The organism is Clostridioides sp. LIBA-7678 (genome assembly GCF_056716065.1).
The window spans coordinates 1,419,517-1,437,862 of sequence record NZ_CP196987.1 but is presented as its reverse complement, the minus strand read 5'-3'; the positions used below and the strand labels follow the sequence as shown (position 1 = coordinate 1,437,862).

The window sequence follows — 18,346 nt, the reverse complement described above, 5'->3', positions numbered from 1 at the left end:
ATATTGATTAATAAATTTTAAAGGTTTATAATAAACAGTGTTCATAATAATTTTGATAAAAGAGGTGGTAATATGCCAAAGATTTTAGAAAATGTAAAAGAAGATATACTAAAAGTGGCTCGAGACATGATTCTAGAAGAAGACTACTCCAATATTAGTATCAGGAAAATAGCTCAAAGATGTGGTATAAGTGCAGGCACAGTATATAATTATTTTGATTCAAAGCAAGAAATAATAGAATACATAACAAAATCGGAATGGGATTTATTGATAAGGCGAATTGAATACTCCAACAAAAATACTGAAGATTATATTAAAAAATTAGATATTATTTTTACAGAAATAAGAAATTTTATAAACAAGGTTCATAATATTCAATACAATGATTTTTTAAACATTTTTGAGACTAAAAGATTTTTTGAAATGAAAAAACATAAAGATGATTTTCATGAGCAGCTTTCAAATAAAGTATATGAGGCTTTAGAAAAAGAAAAGTTTTTTAATAATGATACATTAGTATGCAATATAATTATTAAAATGTTTTTTTCATACTCAACATATACTCATATAGAATTTAAAGATTTAAAACCCTATATTGAAAAATTAATACATTAAGGTGGTGTTTGCCTTGAATTCTAATACTAGTATTCAGAACAAGGATAGTAATCCAAAAATATTTTTAGTACTTATACTTTATCTCTTAGGTATATTTATGGGAGCTATTGATACAGGAATAGTATCACCAGCAAGAACGATTATACAAAATAGTCTTGGAGTAAATGAAAAGACAGGAATTTGGATGATTACCATATATACATTAACATATGCATCTGTAATCCCTATTTCTGGAAAATTAGCAGATAAAATAGGAAGAAAATATGTGTATTTAGTTAGTATATTTCTATTTGGTAGTGGTTCATTAATATGTGGATTATCATCACTATTTTCCAATTTCAATATTTTACTAATTGGTCGTGTTATTCAGGCAATTGGTGGTGGCGGAATTATGCCTATTGCTACAGCAGAGTTTGGAACTACCTTCCCAGAGAATAAAAGAGGTATGGCTTTAGGTTTAGTTGGAGCAACGTATGGTATTGCCAATATTTTAGGTTCAAGTATTGGTAGCACAATTCTAAGTATATTTGGAACTCAAAATTGGAAATGGCTATTTTTTGTAAATCTTCCGATTTGCTTAATCATACTTATTGGTGGAATTTTGTGTATTAAAAATAATAAGTCTACATCTACAGAAAAAATAGATAAACTTGGTACATTAATGTTGATATTTATAATTGTATCATTGTTGTATGGTCTTATGAATATAGACTTTTTTAACTTTACAAATTCTATGCAAGATATATCAGTTTATCCTTACTTATTGGCATTTATTATACTTATACCTATTTTTATATTTATTGAAAATAAGGCTAAAGACCCTATTTTAAATTTTGAATATTTTTTAAATCCAAGAATACTGATAGTTCTTATTTTATCTTTAATTGTTGGTATTGGAATGATGGGTATGGTATTTGTTCCACAATATGCTGAAAATGCATTAAAAATAAATGCTGGTTCTGGTGGATATTTTGTTGCTATATTAGGATTATTTGCAGGTGTTGCTGCTCCTTTAAGCGGGAGACTTATTGATAAGTTTGGTGCAAAGAAAATACTATTATTAGGTTTTTCTGTATCCATGATAGGGTCTCTTTATCTGGTATTAATTGCACTAAAAACAAATACAGTATTTAGTGTATGTATAAGTCTAATGTTTATGGGCTTAGGTATGGGATTTACTATGGGAACTCCTCTAAACTATATGATGTTATCAAATACAAGATTAGAAGAATCTAATTCAGCACTTGCTACATTGTCTCTGATACGCTCAATTGGAACTTCAATTTCTCCAGCTATAATGATTGGCTTTATAGCACATGCAGGGTTATCTGTACAAGATAATATTATGGACTTAGTTGGAAAACCATCAACACCTAAAATAGTTCAACTTGAAGAACTTGAAAATATGATAGATGATTTAAAGTCAGACCCTGAAATGGCAAAGAATTTAAAAAATGTTTCTATACCAAATATGGATGATACATCAAATATCAACATGGATATGACAGGTGGTAAACTACCAAAATACTTGTTGGATAAGGTTCAGTCAGCAGATACAACCAACATTACCAATATCACAAAGGAAATATCAACAACCATGTTTGATGAAAAAGTTCCATCTGTAATTAATAAAATCCAGACAAATGTACAAAAAGGAATAGATGGAACACAAAGTGGAATAAATGGTATCGAAGAAGGCGAAAATAAACTAAATAATGGTATTAAAGGAATTCAAACAGGTATTGACAATATGATAAAAGCTAGGTCTGGCATTAATCAAGGAATAGATGGTATAAAAAAAGGCATTGATGGTGTTAATAAAGGTATTAAAGGTATGGAACAAGGTCTTGTAAAGCAAGATAAAGCCATAAATGAATTGACAATTGCTTACAATAAAATACCTACTATACCACAAGAAAATACTCCTACTAATAACGAAAATAACTCAAATGACCAAGAACAAAATAATACTAGTAATTCTAATCCTGACAACAATAAAAATAATTCTACAGAAAATAAAAATAATAATTCGGGTGAAAATAAACCAGATTTAAACGAAAAAAAGGAAAGTTTAAATGCTCAAATACAACAATTAAAAAAAGCAAGAGCTGAATTAAACACAAAGCTACAGAAAAGTAAAACTCAAAAGAAACAATTGAATAAAAAACTCAAAACAATGGAAATTCAAAAAAAGGAACTTCAAGGTAAGTTAAATGATTCTATAAATAAAAAGAAAGACATGGAAAAAGGCCTTGGCACTATGGAGCAACAAAAAAAATCACTTCAATCAGTTTTAGCAAAGACACAAGAAGTAAAAACTGAAATACCAAAGGCTTTTGATAAATCAAAATTAGATTATATAAATTCTATAGAAAACAATAGAACAAAAATAGAGAATACACTTCAATCTACTCTAAACTCAGGGTTTAAACAGATGTATATAACAGTATTCTGTATAAATTTACTTGCATTCGTAATATTGTTATTCTATAAAGAAAATAAAACTAGATAAAAGAGTGTTATAGTATTATATTGTAGATTTATCTTATATCTTAAATATGTTGTCTTAAATGTTAAATTCATAAATTTTTTTATAATTGATTAACATAAACTACAATATAATACTATTTCTATTTTACTGTTTGTCATTTTTATAATCAGTTAAAAAATAACATTAGTTTATCAATCCAAATTTATAGATTAATTTACAAACCCTATTCTTAACTCTTTCACCTTTCATACCTAATTACGTCTATCGAAATATATATACAAATCAAAATAAACCACATCTTTTCAACTATAATATGTTAAAATCATAGTATGAGCATATTAATTTAAGCAAAATGTCAGTTAGACTTTATTTTGTTAGTTTTTTACATATAAATTTTGATATCTTTATTTTAAATGTCATTTTGACCTTGATGACGAAAAGAAAGGAGTGTATTTTGTGGATACTTTAGGAAAAAGAATTGCTTATTTAAGAAATTCCAAAAAACTTACTCAGCGTAAACTTATGAATATTTTAAAGTTTGAAAATTTAGGTAAGTATGAAACTGGAGATAGAAAACCTAATTGTGATATATTAATGTCAATAGCTGATTATTTTGATGTTACTACTGACTGGCTTCTATATGGCAAAGAAAAAGTAAACTCTAACAATAGTGTAAAAGAAAATAAGGAAGATTACCTACATGTTACTGATGATGAGATAAAGATATTAAATCTATACAGACAATTAAATGAGCGTGATAAAATAAAAATAGAAGGAATACTTGAACTTAAGATATCTGAATATAAAGACTTAAAAAAGCATTCCTCTAATACTAATGAAGATAAAACGGTTTAAACATACATAATTTGATACGATTTTACATCATCTATTAACTTTCTTTTTTTGTAACAGACTACTAAAATATGGATATTAAGTTATTTAAAAATAAGCATAATCTAATTTCAATAATATTTAGATTACCTATCCATATTTTAGTTTATGTATTTTGAACAGTGTTGTACATTCCTATATATTATTTATATTCCCAAGAAATGTATTATTCATGTTTTCAACTCTTCCAGCATCTTTTTATATACAATTGTGCATCCTTTGTAATTACCCTCTTTAAGAAGGCTTGAGCATGTACTAGAGTATATAGTTAAGATATCTAATCTTTCCATATTTAAACTTTTTATACCATTGAGAGCCGTAATAAAATCGTCAATCGCTCTACAGCACTCTATTACTCCATCCAAATCTGATTTACACATAAGAATACTCACCTACTTCACATACTATTTGCTAATCATCTTCTGAATATTCTATATTAAGCAATTGATAAATTGATGATTTATACTTTTTACCTGTCCTTCTGCCATTTAGAATGGCTGACAAATAGTTTTCATTAACACCTATTTTCTTTGCTAATTCTCTTTGAGTCATATTTAATTCAATAAGTCTTTGTTTAACTTGTACTCCTAAAAAAGGTATCCATTTTTTTCGAGCATCCATTTATCAAGTTCCTTTCTAAGTGATTTATACTTCCTTTTGTTTTTTAGTTTACACACCTTCCTATATTTAGTATATTTTTTTGATATATACAAATATTAAGTACATAAATTTATTTGATACTAAATAAGATTTTTTGATTACTTTATGCTAAAATTAGGATGTAATTTCGTATCATTAAATTAATTATAAAGTCATTTTGACCTTAAGTCAATGTTTTTCATGTCATTTTGACCTTTATTTTGCAGCTATTTACATTTTAGAAAGTCTTTTTGACATTAATTGAATGGAGAGTGTTTATGAATACTTTAGGAGAAAGAATTGTTTATTTAAGAAAAACAAAAAATCTTAAACAATATGAATTAGAAGAAATGTTAGACTGTGATAACTTAAGTAAATTTGAGAGAAATATTAGAAAGCCAAATTATGAAATATTAAAATCTATAGCTGAGATATTTAATGTTTCAGTGGACTGGCTATTAAATGGAACTTCTTCACAAGAGCCAGATTTAATTTGTGATTTATCCTCAAATTATCCACTTAATAGTATAAACTCTAATGAAATAAATCTTTTAAATAATTTTAGAAAGTTAAGTGATTATGATAAGGCCAAAATAGAAGGTATGATTGAATTAAAACTTCATGAATATGAAAAAGAGAAAGATTTGAAAGAAACTGAATATAATAAAAATAAGGATGAGAAAATAGATAAATAATTTTTATGTTGCTTTTGATACGATTTTACATCATTTCTTAGTTCTAATATTTTTATTTCATTTATTTTCTTTTTTATAGTTTTATGATAAAATAATTAGTATATTTTGCTTTACTTGAATGTAATTATTTATACAAAAGTCAAACATAATATAAATGTGGTAAATTTTTAGTTTCAAGTAATATCTCGTTATTATAACTAAATATTTATTAAAATTAGGAGGATAAAATGGGCTTAAGAGACAAATTCGCGCAATCATTTGCTAGATCAAAAACTATGAGTGGCCCTGAGAAAAAGGCTAATGAAATAATGGGTAAATTGCTTCTTAAGAAAGCTATATTACCTATCGTTTTAATGTTCGTGATAATAATCGCTGGAGCTATGCTTAAAATTAATTCTTGGGTTACACTTGGCATAAATTTAGTTATTGCTGTTGGTGCTTTCTTCTACATAAGAAATTCTAGTAAAAAGTATCAGAACTTCAAACCTTATGTTGGCAATTTGATTAGTTTAGAGAAAAAAGGTAAAAAAGAGTATGTTGCTATTATAAAACAAGGTAAGTTACCAGTTAAGTTACAAATAGCTTATGGTGGTGAGGACCTTGAACATATTAAGAAAAATCAAATGGTTCAAATAAGTTATAATCCAGATGCTAAAATAGCTATTTTGGTTAATAGACAATAATTTAATAAAAAAAGAGGTAGCGTAATGCTACCTCTTTATGTTTTGTCTGTTTATTTTTTATTTGTTTTAAATATATCTTCCTAAATATCTTAACACAAGTTCAAAAGTCTCTTTTCTGTCTTTTCCAATAAATTCAATATACTTATTAACATCTTTATTTATTGTTTTAGAAGCTTTCCCTCCTATGGAAAATATATTAGTTGCTATTTCATTTTTATAGTCTTTTACATCGATTAATATACTGTTAATTATATAAAACGACATTATGGTTGCAATCGCTTTATCCACTTCTCCAGAATATAATATTATATTTTCAGATTTTTCTTGTGAAACATCTTCTTTTATATCTTTGTTTAAAATTCCTTCTGCTATTAATTTTGCAATTGTATGTTTGCTTCTAATATAATAGTCTGTATCTTCTTTACTATCTACAAAACAAGTTTCAATTAGTATTGCTGGTGCTTTTGTATGATTAAGCCAGTATAGACCTCTTGTATCTTTTTTTGACCCTCGATTTTTAAATACAGTTGAAAGCTTTGAGTTTACTTTTTCTGCATATATTTTTCCATTATCTGTCTTATATATTGTTTCTGTTCCCATAGGATTTATGGTTGTCTTATTTGCATTAAAATGGATTTGTACTGCTAGGTCTATATCTTGTTTGTTGGCTATTTGACATTGCTCTGACAAATAGTTATCTGATTTATCAATTTTTCCAGTATAGGTTGTCGCTCCTCCTAGTTTTAGCCATCTTATTATTAAATCTGTTAGGATTCTATTTTCCTTTCCCTCATCTATATACCCAACTGCTCCAGTTCCTTTTCCTGACAATGTATGTCCTGGTACTACTGCTACTTTCATGTTATACACCTTCTTTTTGTAACATGCCTTTTATATCAGTTACATTTTCTTTAATTTCCTCTACATCTGTTTTCATTGTTCCCATTTGAACAAGTACATTCTTATTTATTTCTTGCTGTTGTGTGGACAATTCTATAAAATTTTCTACAGTCTTTTTATACATGTCTCTATCTTCCTTTTTCTCCTGCATAGTATTTTTAAATAATAGAGCACATAGTATACCTATTGCCCCTAGGCTACTCAATTCTGTTATTAATTTCTCCATTATATCCTCCTGTTGTCTAAATTTTCTACACTTATAACTTTAATTTTTGTTATATTTTCATATCATACAATGTTATATTTTAAGTACTATCATTTTAATTTTTAGTATTTTAAATTGTAGATATATTTTGTAGATTGATTAGGTATACCTACAATTTACTAATATAACAAAAAATAAGTACAAGGCTTACTTATTGAAGTTAAGACCTTGTACTTTATATAAAAAAATAACTAGTATATAGTTATTCTGAATTTATTATTCAACTGGTATTTCTAATTCTTTACATCTAATTCTAACCTGCTCTCTAATTACTGCTGGTACTTCTTCTATTGTTTTCTTTCCTCTTAGAATCAATGCTACATATACTTCTACCATTCCACTCTCACCTCCAGATTTTGCTACACTAAAAGTACTTATATTATTTAGTTCATCAACAGGATTTTGATTTAACAACATCTCATATATTTCTGCATTTGCTATAAAGTTGCTTGTTATATCATCATCTTGCTTTATTTGACTTAGACTTATCTCAGAGATATCTTTATGTTGTACTTCTACTTTTCTACCTTGTTTGATTTGCTCTATTTTATTTTTATCAAATTTAAACAATTTTTACACCTCCATTTTAAGCTTGTGGTTCGTTGTTTTCAGCATCATATCTAAAAATCATAGATGGACGTTTTATAGCTGTCCATTTATCTCCTTTTTCTACTATGATTTTAGGTTGAGCACTTTTTATATTGGCTTCTTCTAATTCATATATTTCTTGATAACTTGAGTCTGATTTTTTAATTTCAACTAGTTTCATATCTTTGAATAAGTCAGATTTATTTATTTTTACTTGAACCTTAGTTTTATTTATCAATTGATATATAGGATTATCTTCCATCATATCATCCTTTAGCCCTTCATTTAATGTTACTATTAAATCAGCATTATTTTCAGTAATATTTACAATTGAATATACTTTATTATTTATCATTAAAATAGAATCCTTTTTTACTTTAAGTCCTGTTTCTGACTTAAATATAAACATACTTGAATATAAATCACCTGTAGTACTACTTGCTTTAATTAGTATCTTATTTTCTCCTAATACTATTTTATTTGATGGGATTTCAAATATAATACTATTTATCTCCAAATTAGTCTTAGTAGATATTAATTCATCGTTTATAAACATTTCAAGTTTTTCTATAACACTATTAGGGTCTTGTACTACTACTCTTACTTGAGATATTGATTTTTCAATTATTTCTATAGATGCTTTACTTGTATCTACTTTTGTTATCATATAAATTGTATCATCTGAAAGCTCTATATCTAAAATATCATTTAAATGTTCTGGTACTGGTATTTTAGTGAATTCATATAAGTCAGTAATTGATATAGATATTTTATACATAGATTTGTTTTTACCAGTTATCCATAGGCTATTATCATTTTTAATAACTAGTATATGATCATCATTATGTGATTTAATTTCTTTGACATTAGTTAATACCTTAGTAAAAGTTTTTATTATTTTATCTTTTTCATTTTCTCCCAATCCAAACAATCCATTTGTATTATATCCTTGAGCATACAATTCTCCTTCATTAGTTAAAACAAGTGTCATTGAGTTATATATACTTATATCTTTAATAGAAGGTAGTCCAGTAACTTTTTGTAATTCTCTTACATCATTATTATGACCAACTCCCAATTGATACTCAGTATTTTTTCCATATGACCACAGGGTATTATCTGTCTTAATAATGTAAGAATAATTATCCCCACAAGCGACCTTTTTAACATCTGATATATTGACTTCAGTAAATGTTAATAATTCTATGTCTTCAAGAGTTTGATTAATTTCTTTATATGAATTACTTCCTATACCGTATAATTTACCATCTTTAGCAATAGCTAATGAATGTGTTTTTGATATGTCAATATCAGATACCTCAAATGGTAATACTACAGAAGTATATTTAAAATCCTCTTTAAATATATTTTTATAATTTATATACTTATTAGTTGTTTTTATATATTTATCATTGAACAGTACTAATTTTTCATTTTTCTTATTAAAAGTTATTTTATCTGATGTATTATCTGTTTTAAAATATGAATGTAAATAACCTCCAAGAGCTTCATTTCTATCATTATCATATCTATGGTGAATACCTAGATGATTGTATCTATTATCTCCTGTTGAAGAATAAAATTTTCCATATATATCTTTAATAAATATAGTATTGAAACTAGAAAATACAGTATCAACATCTTTCTTGACAACCATTTTATAATATGGAACTGATATCTCCTTATAATATTCATCAGATATCCCATAATTGTCTCTTCCTGATGATATCAAAGTATTGTCTTTATCTATATAAAGTGTATTCCTAGATGTTACAAAGACATCTTTAATATCTTCCACACTATTCGTATTACTATTATTTGCTAAACTTCCATCTCCGTTAATACCTGCAACAAACAGTTTATTATCATTTGTTAAAATAGCTGAGGTATATCCATTAACTTCTATTTTTTTTGCATTTATAATATTATTAATTACTCGTATACCCTTTATATCATTGGTTTCTGTTGAAAAAAATACTCTCTCTTTTTTCCCTGTAGTATAAATCATATTGTCATTTGTTATAAAAAATGTAGCTTCACATCCTGCTGTTACAACAGATTTTATGTTTTCAATATTTATTTTTGAAAATGTACTTATACTTCCTTCAGTAAACCCAAAATATCCGTTTACAAATCCACATACATAACATGTATTATCATTTTTAACAATTATTGATACATCATTACATATATACACATCTCTAACTCCATTTATCGGTATACGTGTAAATATATTTCTACTTGTAGTATCACCTAATCCTAATTGGCCTTTTTCATTATTTCCTGCTCCATATAAAAGACCATCATTAGTTAATAAAAGAGATGTATTTCCATATATAGCTACATATTTTACATTTTCAACATTTATTTTAGTAAATACATTTCTATTTACATTATCTCCTATTCCTAACTGACCATAGTTATTTAAACCAACAGCATAGCATGTATTATCATTTTTTATAGCAAATGAATGCTTACTATTATCAGTAAATCTATTTATATTTATAGATTTTATATTATCAATATTTATTTTAGTAAATACATTTCTGTTTACCTCATCTCCCACACCTAATTGACCTACATCATTTAAACCTACACTATAAAGCATGTTATTATTAGTTAATAAATACGTAGACTTTGAATGGCTATATATTTCTTTAATATTAGAAGATATTTCAGAACTGTTATTCTTTTTATTATAATTTATCTTATTATTTAAATTTGAACTACTGTTAACTGATATACCATGTGTACCTTTAGAGTTGTATCCACATATAAATAAACTCTTATCTGTCAATATCGCGAATCTAGTCTTATCTCTACTTAAATCATAAGGAGGTATAAATATATTTTTTATATTTTTCATTACTTTTTTATAATTAGTAGCATTATACCCCTCTTGTAAGTCTGATACGTCTAGACCTTTTGCACTTTCAGATATATTACCAAAACCATACAGTGTGTTAGAAGATAGATATAATAAAGCCTTATATAAAAGTATAGCTTTATCAGAAGTAATAGGACCTGAACTTATATTAGATGCTGCAATATTATCAGATGATAAATTATTAAGAAAATTCCTTCCATACTTATGTATATAAGATGAACCTCCAGAAATAAGTAAATTATCTGGATTATAGTTTTTTAAATTGCTTGATGATTCACCATCATATAGATATGCAAAATTTGTAGAATATGATGATTTTATACACCTTGTTGGATAAACATTATAAACACTTGATTGTCCAAGTCCTGCATATGAAATTCCTTGATGCTGAACTCTATAAGTTAAGCCACTTGGTTTTGTCCATAAAGTACCATGATATCCAGTTATAAAAGAACCAAAGTTTGTACAAAATAGAACCATATATTCATATATAATAATATTATTAATTTTAGTAATATCACTTATACAAGAAATGCTATTATAACTTTCTCCTGATACATTTATATAATACCAATTATTTAATAAACTTAAATTTACACTAGCCCCATCACCATTACCAGTACCTAATAAGTAATTTGTGTTTATACCAGTTGCATACACTTTTTTTTCATCAGCCACAATAAATGTTGCATTATATGCACTATATGCATCTGTGACATTACTGACACCAACCTCAGTATATTGGCTTACTAATGTATTGCTAAGTCCATTAACATAACTTGAACTCTTTCCAGAAGTGTATATTTGTTTATTATTAGTTACAATTAATGAAAACCTGTTTGATAAATCAGTATTTATAACAACCTTTTTTACATTATCTATAGATATTTTCTTAAATATATCTGAATTAGAAGGGAGAACACCTGCTATCGAATTACTATTTACCCCAGAATAATAACAAGTATCATCATTTTTAATGTAAAATATTCCTCCAGAAATGTTTTTTGATGCTACTATAGATTTTACATTAGATATACTTAATTTTGTCAATTCATTTAATTGACTTGGTAAATCAGAGCCCATACCTTTATAACTATTATTTCCTAGTCCATATACATCTCCATTCCCTAAAATGACTAGAGTACAATAAGGACTAAAAACAACATCTCTTACAGAATGTATATCTAGTGGAAGTTCAATATCCTTTATTTCCATTTCTTCTTTTAACAACGTTAATTTGTCATCAGATTTAATTAAGTTGACATAATTACTATAACTATATTTTTCATTATTCATTTTTTTAAATTCTATAACATGCATATCATCAAAAAACGAACCAAGTTGGCCATAAGTATTATCACCTGTGCAATACGAATCATTATTTGAATCAATTAGTATACTATGTGATAAACCAATGAAAATATTCTTAGATACAGTATTTTTCAAATCTATAAATGAACTATCTATATTTTCAGAGTAATTTGATATTCCTAACTGATATATATCATTATTTCCAGCAACTTTTAAAGTCCCTTTATTGTCTATAAGCATAGTATTACCATTACCACATGCAATAGTTTTTATATTTACCTGCTCTATTTTAGTGAATAGAGATGATTGAAGTGCATTTCCAAAACATTTTTCTTTTCCACAACCATATATATCATTGTTATATGTCATTAAAACAGTATGTTCAGAACCACAAGCTATAGTCTTAACATCATTAATTGAAACTAAACTAAATAAATTTCTATCATTCTTATCTCCTAAACCTAGTTGACCTTGATTATTAAAACCTGTAGAATAACACTTATTATCATTTTTTATTATAAAAGCTGATTTATTATATGAAAATACAGCCTTTACATTATCAACATCTACTTTTGTAAATGTATTTACATTTGCAGATGCTCCATTAGTTCCTAGACCTAATTGTCCATATAAATTATTTCCAGCAACATACAAAGTTCCATCATTATATAAAAGATATGTTGATTGAAGTCCACATGCAATATCTTTTACTCCTTTTATTTCTGGCACCTTATCAAATGTAGATATTGTTTTTCCTACTTTATCCTGTCCCAATCCCATTTGACCATCTGTGTTTATACCTGCAACAAGTAATTCTCCCTCCGATGTAAGTACAACTGCATGAGATTCTCCACATGCAACTTTTTTAATGTTAGTAGATATATTTGGTATTTTAGTAAATAGTTTTCTTGTTGTATTGTCTTCTCCTAACCCTAATTGAAAGTTGCTATTATCTCCACATCCATACAGGATATTATTATTTTTTAATCCAAATGTATAGTTACAACATCCAGTAAAAAAATTAATAAAATCATAATTATCATATCCTTCATCAAACTCATCAACTACCATGTTTTTATCACCAAAAAAATTACCTCTTTGAAGTAGTTTAGTTCTTTTCATTATACAAACCTCCTAATTATCTTATTTCATATGAATATTTATTTAAAGTTATCTCTGTCTGACCCATTAGATATGCCTTATTAGATTTTGTCTCTAGAAAGTTATTATCCATTTCATGTATATATCTAACTCGGTTTGCATTAAATGGCAACACCACATTTTTAAATGTTACACTCCCAAGTTCTCCAGTTATACATTTTCTATTTAAATCTAATTTCAGCCCTTCTATAGCTATTATGTTTTTAGTATTAGATAAGGTATCATACCAATATCCAGCTTCATCTACATCTATTTCTGACTCTAACTCTAAATATATTAAGATATCTAATACTTTTTCAGATAATTTATTGTAACTGTTTTTTAATACAGATAAATCAGTTTGTATTTGTCCTCCTATTACATCATCAATAGATATATTTTCAATTTTTTCTACTACTTCATTTATAGCTTCTGACAGATTTTTAGCATCTGTAGACAATATTTCTTCCCCAATTTTTACTTTTATTTCTTTTATATTATTATTAAACTTATCATCCAAATCTTGAATATCCTTTTGAGTTACAAAAACCAGTGTTGGGTCTACTTCTAATGTCACATTTGAGGTATTAGATAGTTGTAAAATCATCTTTACAACTAAGTCTTTAATACTGCCATCCTCAGCACGTGGCTTATACGTCTCTGGATATTTACCTATAGCGATTATATTGTTCTCATTATCCAAAACAGCAGCTTCTCTTATCATAAATCCGCCAACTGTTCCTGGTAAAATAGTCTCTATAACTATCCAATTAGGATTTTTCTCATCAATTCTTAAAGAATTTATATTTCCTTCCCAAACTACATTCTTTAAAGCAGTTTGTTCTTCTGTTGGCTCATAATATTCTCCATTACTATCTCCAACTTGAAACTTTGTCAATCCTACAAGTTCTCCCAGCGCAGTTGCATTTGCTATTTTTTCTCTACCAATTTTGGTTAATATTATATAAAATTTTTCTTCCAACTATACCACCTCCTGTTTAGGATAAACTACTACATTTTCAACTCCTGTATCATTTGCAATAGCTATATTAATCTTACAATTACTTTCAATATACTTAATACTTAAAGGATAAACCTTTATTTCTTCTCTACTTAGCATTCCAGCCCCACAATTTATAACAGCACTACATTTTATAATTGGTTCAAAATATGGATGAACTTTTACTTCCTCACTACAAACCATACCTCCACCACAATAGACCATACTTTTATCTAGTATTATGGGCTCTAAATAGTGTAATAAGTGAGCAGGTTTTACTTTTTCAATCATATCGCTACAATCTAAAAGAGTTTTATAGTCACAGTTATTTGCTATAAAACTCAATACGAATGTAAATTCATCACTATAAACTTTTACATCTGCTTCTGACTTTGTGTATGCCTCACATATATTTTTTATAACTTCAATAGTACTAGTACCTCTGCTCCTCATTTTAGCTTTTATATTGTTACGTCTTGCATCAAAATCAAGGTCTTTCTTTTCAATGCAGAGTACATCTTCCCACATATCTAATCCCCATGTTGCAGTGTCAACAAATAATTGGTCAAAAGTATCATCAATATCTTCTTTAAGAATATTTAACTCTGTATCATATGCACCTTGTATCTCTTCTACAATGTGATTTCTATCAAATGATGGTAGTTTATCAATTAGTTTCATTGATTTTCCACCTCACTAAAATCAACAGATGTTACACTTGGTATTTTATCTTCATTAATAGTTATATTATCTGTGCTTCCATTTATAAGTAAGTTACTTAAATCATGCACACCAGCAGTATTTATAAGTATCCCCATGACTTTTGTATAGATTATTTCTCCTATAATCTCTCTAAAATATGAATTTATACTTTCTAAGAAAGATTCTTTGACATTATCTAATGTATATCCATCTTCTAGTTTCATTACTGCACTTATATTTATTTCTATTGGTAATGGTGTTGTAACTGTTACAGTTGGCCCAATAGGTTTTTCTTCATCTATATGTTGCTGACATCTTTCAATTGTTTCTGTATCAACAGCTTGATTGTTTTTACCAAATATCAAAACTTTAATAGTTCCTGGACCATCCCATCTTGGATAAACCTTCGCATTATAGACTCCATCTACCTCTAAAGCCCATTCTTCATAGTGAGCTTTATTTCCACTTGTAGCTTGATTTTTCTGTATTTTATAAAATCTTTCCTTTAATTCTTCATCTGTCTCTATATCTGTACCACCTTCAAAACTTTTAGTGTTAATAATCTTAATTACTCCAGATATATTATCAGTTAATTTAAATTCACAATTTGTAGGTAAATTATATCTCTTACCAACTTCTAGAGCTTGAACTGGGCTATTATCACCTTCTTCACTACCAATAGTTACATCTTTTATTACTACAAATAGTAAATCTCTGTATGATATTACTGTGCCATTAGTTATTACAGTTCCTTTCTCTCCAATGAACTCAACTTCTCCATTTGACTCGGTTCCCAACTTTCTATATACACCAAATTCATTAACTCTTTTATCAAGAAGTTGGTTATATGTATCTTGTATAAAAGCCATTTTATGTATTTTAGAAAGTTCTATATACATTTTTGCAAGTTCTAAATTATTTCCAGATACCATGTTGTTTATAAAAGAACCCTCACCTTTATAAATATCAAGCTTGATATTTTCAAGAGTTCTATTTTTTATTACTTCATATGTCTGGTCGCTATACATTTAATTCCACCTCCCCATAGATAGTGGATACTTTTACATTTGCACTTAATATGTCTCTGTTAAAGTTAGCACTTTTTACATTTACTTCTAATATATATGGATTTATTAAAAGAGCTTCTTTTATAAATCTGCTAGCTTCACTTTCTGTAAGACCTTTTGTATACTTTTGTCCTATAAGTTCTGAAAGCTCTGTACCATACTCTAGAGAGTATATCTCATGTTCATACCTATTTGTTTTTATGCACTTGTATATCCAAACTTTTAAAGCTTCTTTTTTCTCAACTATTTTAAAATCACTTTTTTCTAAAATAGGTTGCTCTTTTTCAAAATCCCATGCTACTTCACGAAAGATTGGTAACTCTTCTGATTTAGGTAAGATATAATCTTCTGGTACACCTATAAAAGGGAATATTGTACTCATTATAAGCTCACCAACTTACTTACAATAGCAAATTTCTCACCTATTCTAAACATTATTACTGTGTCTCCAGATTCAAAAGTATCTATAAAGGGATTTTTTATTTCATGTTTATGTTCTTGACTTGTTTCTGTATCAAATAATTCTATCTGTCTATCAAGCATCCAACTATCTATTAAGATATCTTCTTTTTCTAATATAATGTTATTTGTTTCTATTTTTAAATCTGGTAATTTACTTTTAACTTTTCCAATAAAAAAAGAAGGTTGATTATGATACTTTCCTTCTTCTCTCATTATTCCTATAAATTCATTAATTGGATTTGCCATTATATCACCACCCTCTAAAAAACCCTTCTAGCTATGTTAAAGTCTTTTCTACTATTAAAATTACTTACTCTAATTTTTTTACCTTTACCAGGTGCTTCTATAAATTCTCCATTTCCTATATATAATCCAACATGACTTACAGGATTATGGAAAAATACTAAATCTCCTGCTTGTAAATTTTTTCGCTCTATTTTCTTTCCTACTGTGGCCTGCTGACTTGAAGTTCTTGGCAAATTAATACTAACTTTCTTAAAGCAATATACCATTAATCCAGAACAATCAAAACTACTTGGTCCATTACCACCCCATTTATAAGGCTTGCCTAAATGTTTTTTTGCTTCTGATATTACCGTTTTAGCTTTATTAGATACATTACCAGCATAACCACCAATAATAATTTTTCCTTTTCTCTTTCCAAATCTTTTCATTTCTTCTTCATTTTTTACTAAAACATCGATATGATAAGTTCCATCCTTTTCTATAATTATAGCAGGACCATTATCATTGACTGTATAAACTCCATCACGTCCAGAGACTCCTGTTACAAGTCTTACCTCATCACCATATTTAAATAATGGATGTTTTGATAAGAACTCTTTTGTGTAGTAAGGTTTTTCATAAGCTCCAACCATAGGTGTAGCACATGTCTTTTTAGAAGGATTGAGTTTTTTCTCTCTACAGTCTGTATCTCCTCCTTCTATACCAGGACCAGGATAATATGCTGTAAATATAGTAGAAAATTCTGTTCCTCCTGTATAATCATTTCCTCCTAAATTACTTTCTTCCTTAGGTTCATCCTGTCCTGCTGACTTTTCATCCATAAGATTTTGAAAGTTAAGTTCAAGTTCAATTTGGTACTCTCCATTTTGCCATGTATGTTTATCTGTATCTATATAAAACAATCCTACTAGCTTTGTATAAGAATCTTTAACTTTTACACCTCTACCAGTTATACAACTTACACCTCCATAACCTCTAAGAGAACAGCTTTTTTCTATCCCTTTAAATTCACTATCCACATCTACATCTTGATTTTCCTGTTGCTGAATTACTTTTTGCATTATTACATTTACTTCTTTAAAAACTTCATTATCTATTTTTTCACTAATTTTACTTCCATATTGGTCTACTACTATCACCTTATTTTTTACATTTTCCATACTTTCTGAAAAATTAGTATTTATAATATTAAATCCCTCTTCAAACATAACACTTAAAGTTATAGTTCCTTTTTCAATAACATTAAATTTGTCTAAATTAGCTTCTATCATGTATTTTTTCTTAGTCTTCTTACTTGCTTCTGTATATGCACTCATTATGGTATCATAACCAGTTACACCTATAAACATCTTTGTGCACTTGACATTGGTCTTTGCTATTGTCCCAACTGCAAGTCTATTTTCAGCAAATACTTGTTTTGCTATATCTTCAACTAACTTGTCTTTAAAATTACATGATACTTCACTTTGTGTAAGTAAAAATCCCATGTCTTTAGATACAAAGCTAATTTCATTACTACTTGAATCTTTAGACCTATTAATTATCATTCCTCTAAAGAGCTCTTTCTCATCTACATAGAAACAAATCGTACTAGCTATTGGTATATCTATCTGTTGAAAATTCACATCAAAAGAGGATTGGATTATTGAAAATTCTAGTGTCCTTGATGGAGATTTATAATCACCTGACCAAGAAACTTTATTTACTATATCAGTGATATCATAGATACTTCCTTTTTTTATGTGTACCCAAATTTTAATAATA

At 27.3% G+C, this 18,346-nt stretch carries 16 protein-coding genes; 5 read left to right on the top strand and 11 right to left on the bottom strand.

Features of this window, described 5'->3' with window-relative positions; translation table 11 throughout:
* Positions 1–72: 72 nt before the first annotated feature.
* The 3 genes from ACTG46_RS06945 to ACTG46_RS06935 all read left to right on the top strand — a co-directional run bounded on the left by ACTG46_RS06945 (position 73) and on the right by ACTG46_RS06935 (position 3,961).
* Positions 73–615 (top strand): TetR/AcrR family transcriptional regulator, encoded by a 543-nt coding sequence (locus ACTG46_RS06945; protein ID WP_167640047.1) that lies wholly within the window; start codon positions 73–75, stop codon positions 613–615.
* 4 nt (positions 616–619) lie between these two features.
* Positions 620–3,127, top strand: coding sequence for an MFS transporter (locus ACTG46_RS06940; RefSeq protein WP_479923808.1), 2,508 nt, complete (start codon positions 620–622; stop codon positions 3,125–3,127).
* Positions 3,128–3,562: 435 nt separating this feature from the next.
* A complete protein-coding gene (locus ACTG46_RS06935) occupies positions 3,563–3,961 on the top strand; it encodes a helix-turn-helix domain-containing protein (RefSeq protein WP_479923807.1) in 399 nt (132 codons plus the stop codon).
* A 447-nt stretch (positions 3,962–4,408) separates the two neighbouring features.
* Here the strand turns inward: ACTG46_RS06935 and ACTG46_RS06930 are convergent, their stop codons facing one another.
* Complete coding sequence (locus tag ACTG46_RS06930) at positions 4,409–4,618, bottom strand: helix-turn-helix transcriptional regulator (protein WP_003428146.1); 210 nt, start codon at positions 4,616–4,618, stop codon at positions 4,409–4,411.
* Positions 4,619–4,914: 296 nt separating this feature from the next.
* On the opposite strand from ACTG46_RS06930, the gene ACTG46_RS06925 reads away from it, so the two are divergent.
* Positions 4,915–5,331 carry a helix-turn-helix domain-containing protein gene (locus ACTG46_RS06925; RefSeq protein WP_054269859.1) on the top strand — a complete coding sequence of 139 codons (417 nt, stop codon included), beginning with the start codon at positions 4,915–4,917 and terminating at the stop codon, positions 5,329–5,331.
* 227 nt (positions 5,332–5,558) lie between these two features.
* Positions 5,559–6,014, top strand: coding sequence for a hypothetical protein (locus ACTG46_RS06920; RefSeq protein WP_021384080.1), 456 nt, complete (start codon positions 5,559–5,561; stop codon positions 6,012–6,014).
* A gap of 66 nt (positions 6,015–6,080) precedes the next feature.
* Here the strand turns inward: ACTG46_RS06920 and ACTG46_RS06915 are convergent, their stop codons facing one another.
* The 10 genes from ACTG46_RS06915 to ACTG46_RS06870 form a co-directional block, all read right to left on the bottom strand.
* Entirely contained in the window at positions 6,081–6,875 is a 795-nt protein-coding gene (locus ACTG46_RS06915; protein WP_479923806.1) for an N-acetylmuramoyl-L-alanine amidase, read from the bottom strand.
* A gap of 1 nt (position 6,876) precedes the next feature.
* Positions 6,877–7,140: a hypothetical protein gene (locus ACTG46_RS06910; RefSeq protein ID WP_054269857.1), complete on the bottom strand. Its 264-nt coding sequence runs from the start codon at positions 7,138–7,140 to the stop codon at positions 6,877–6,879.
* 255 nt (positions 7,141–7,395) lie between these two features.
* The gene (locus ACTG46_RS06905) at positions 7,396–7,749 is read right to left on the bottom strand and encodes a CD1375 family protein (protein WP_169465524.1); all 354 of its coding nucleotides are present in this window, start codon (positions 7,747–7,749) and stop codon (positions 7,396–7,398) included.
* 16 nt (positions 7,750–7,765) lie between these two features.
* Entirely contained in the window at positions 7,766–13,087 is a 5,322-nt protein-coding gene (locus tag ACTG46_RS06900; RefSeq protein WP_479923805.1) for a hypothetical protein, read from the bottom strand.
* 16 nt (positions 13,088–13,103) lie between these two features.
* Complete coding sequence (locus ACTG46_RS06895; RefSeq protein WP_479923804.1) at positions 13,104–14,087, bottom strand: phage tail protein; 984 nt, start codon at positions 14,085–14,087, stop codon at positions 13,104–13,106.
* Entirely contained in the window at positions 14,088–14,786 is a 699-nt protein-coding gene (locus tag ACTG46_RS06890; protein WP_479923803.1) for a putative phage tail protein, read from the bottom strand.
* A complete protein-coding gene (locus ACTG46_RS06885; RefSeq protein ID WP_219673630.1) occupies positions 14,783–15,835 on the bottom strand; it encodes a baseplate J/gp47 family protein in 1,053 nt (350 codons plus the stop codon). The genes ACTG46_RS06890 and ACTG46_RS06885 overlap by 4 nt, the downstream gene beginning before the upstream one ends.
* Positions 15,828–16,256, bottom strand: a complete 429-nt coding sequence (locus ACTG46_RS06880) for a DUF2634 domain-containing protein (RefSeq protein WP_479923802.1) — start codon at positions 16,254–16,256, stop codon at positions 15,828–15,830. The genes ACTG46_RS06885 and ACTG46_RS06880 overlap by 8 nt, the downstream gene beginning before the upstream one ends.
* A complete protein-coding gene (locus ACTG46_RS06875; RefSeq protein ID WP_054269850.1) occupies positions 16,256–16,582 on the bottom strand; it encodes a DUF2577 domain-containing protein in 327 nt (108 codons plus the stop codon). Before ACTG46_RS06875 ends, ACTG46_RS06880 begins: the two co-directional genes overlap by 1 nt.
* A gap of 14 nt (positions 16,583–16,596) precedes the next feature.
* Complete coding sequence (locus ACTG46_RS06870; RefSeq protein ID WP_479924060.1) at positions 16,597–18,291, bottom strand: XkdQ/YqbQ family protein; 1,695 nt, start codon at positions 18,289–18,291, stop codon at positions 16,597–16,599.
* Between the last annotated feature and the right edge of the window lie 55 nt (positions 18,292–18,346).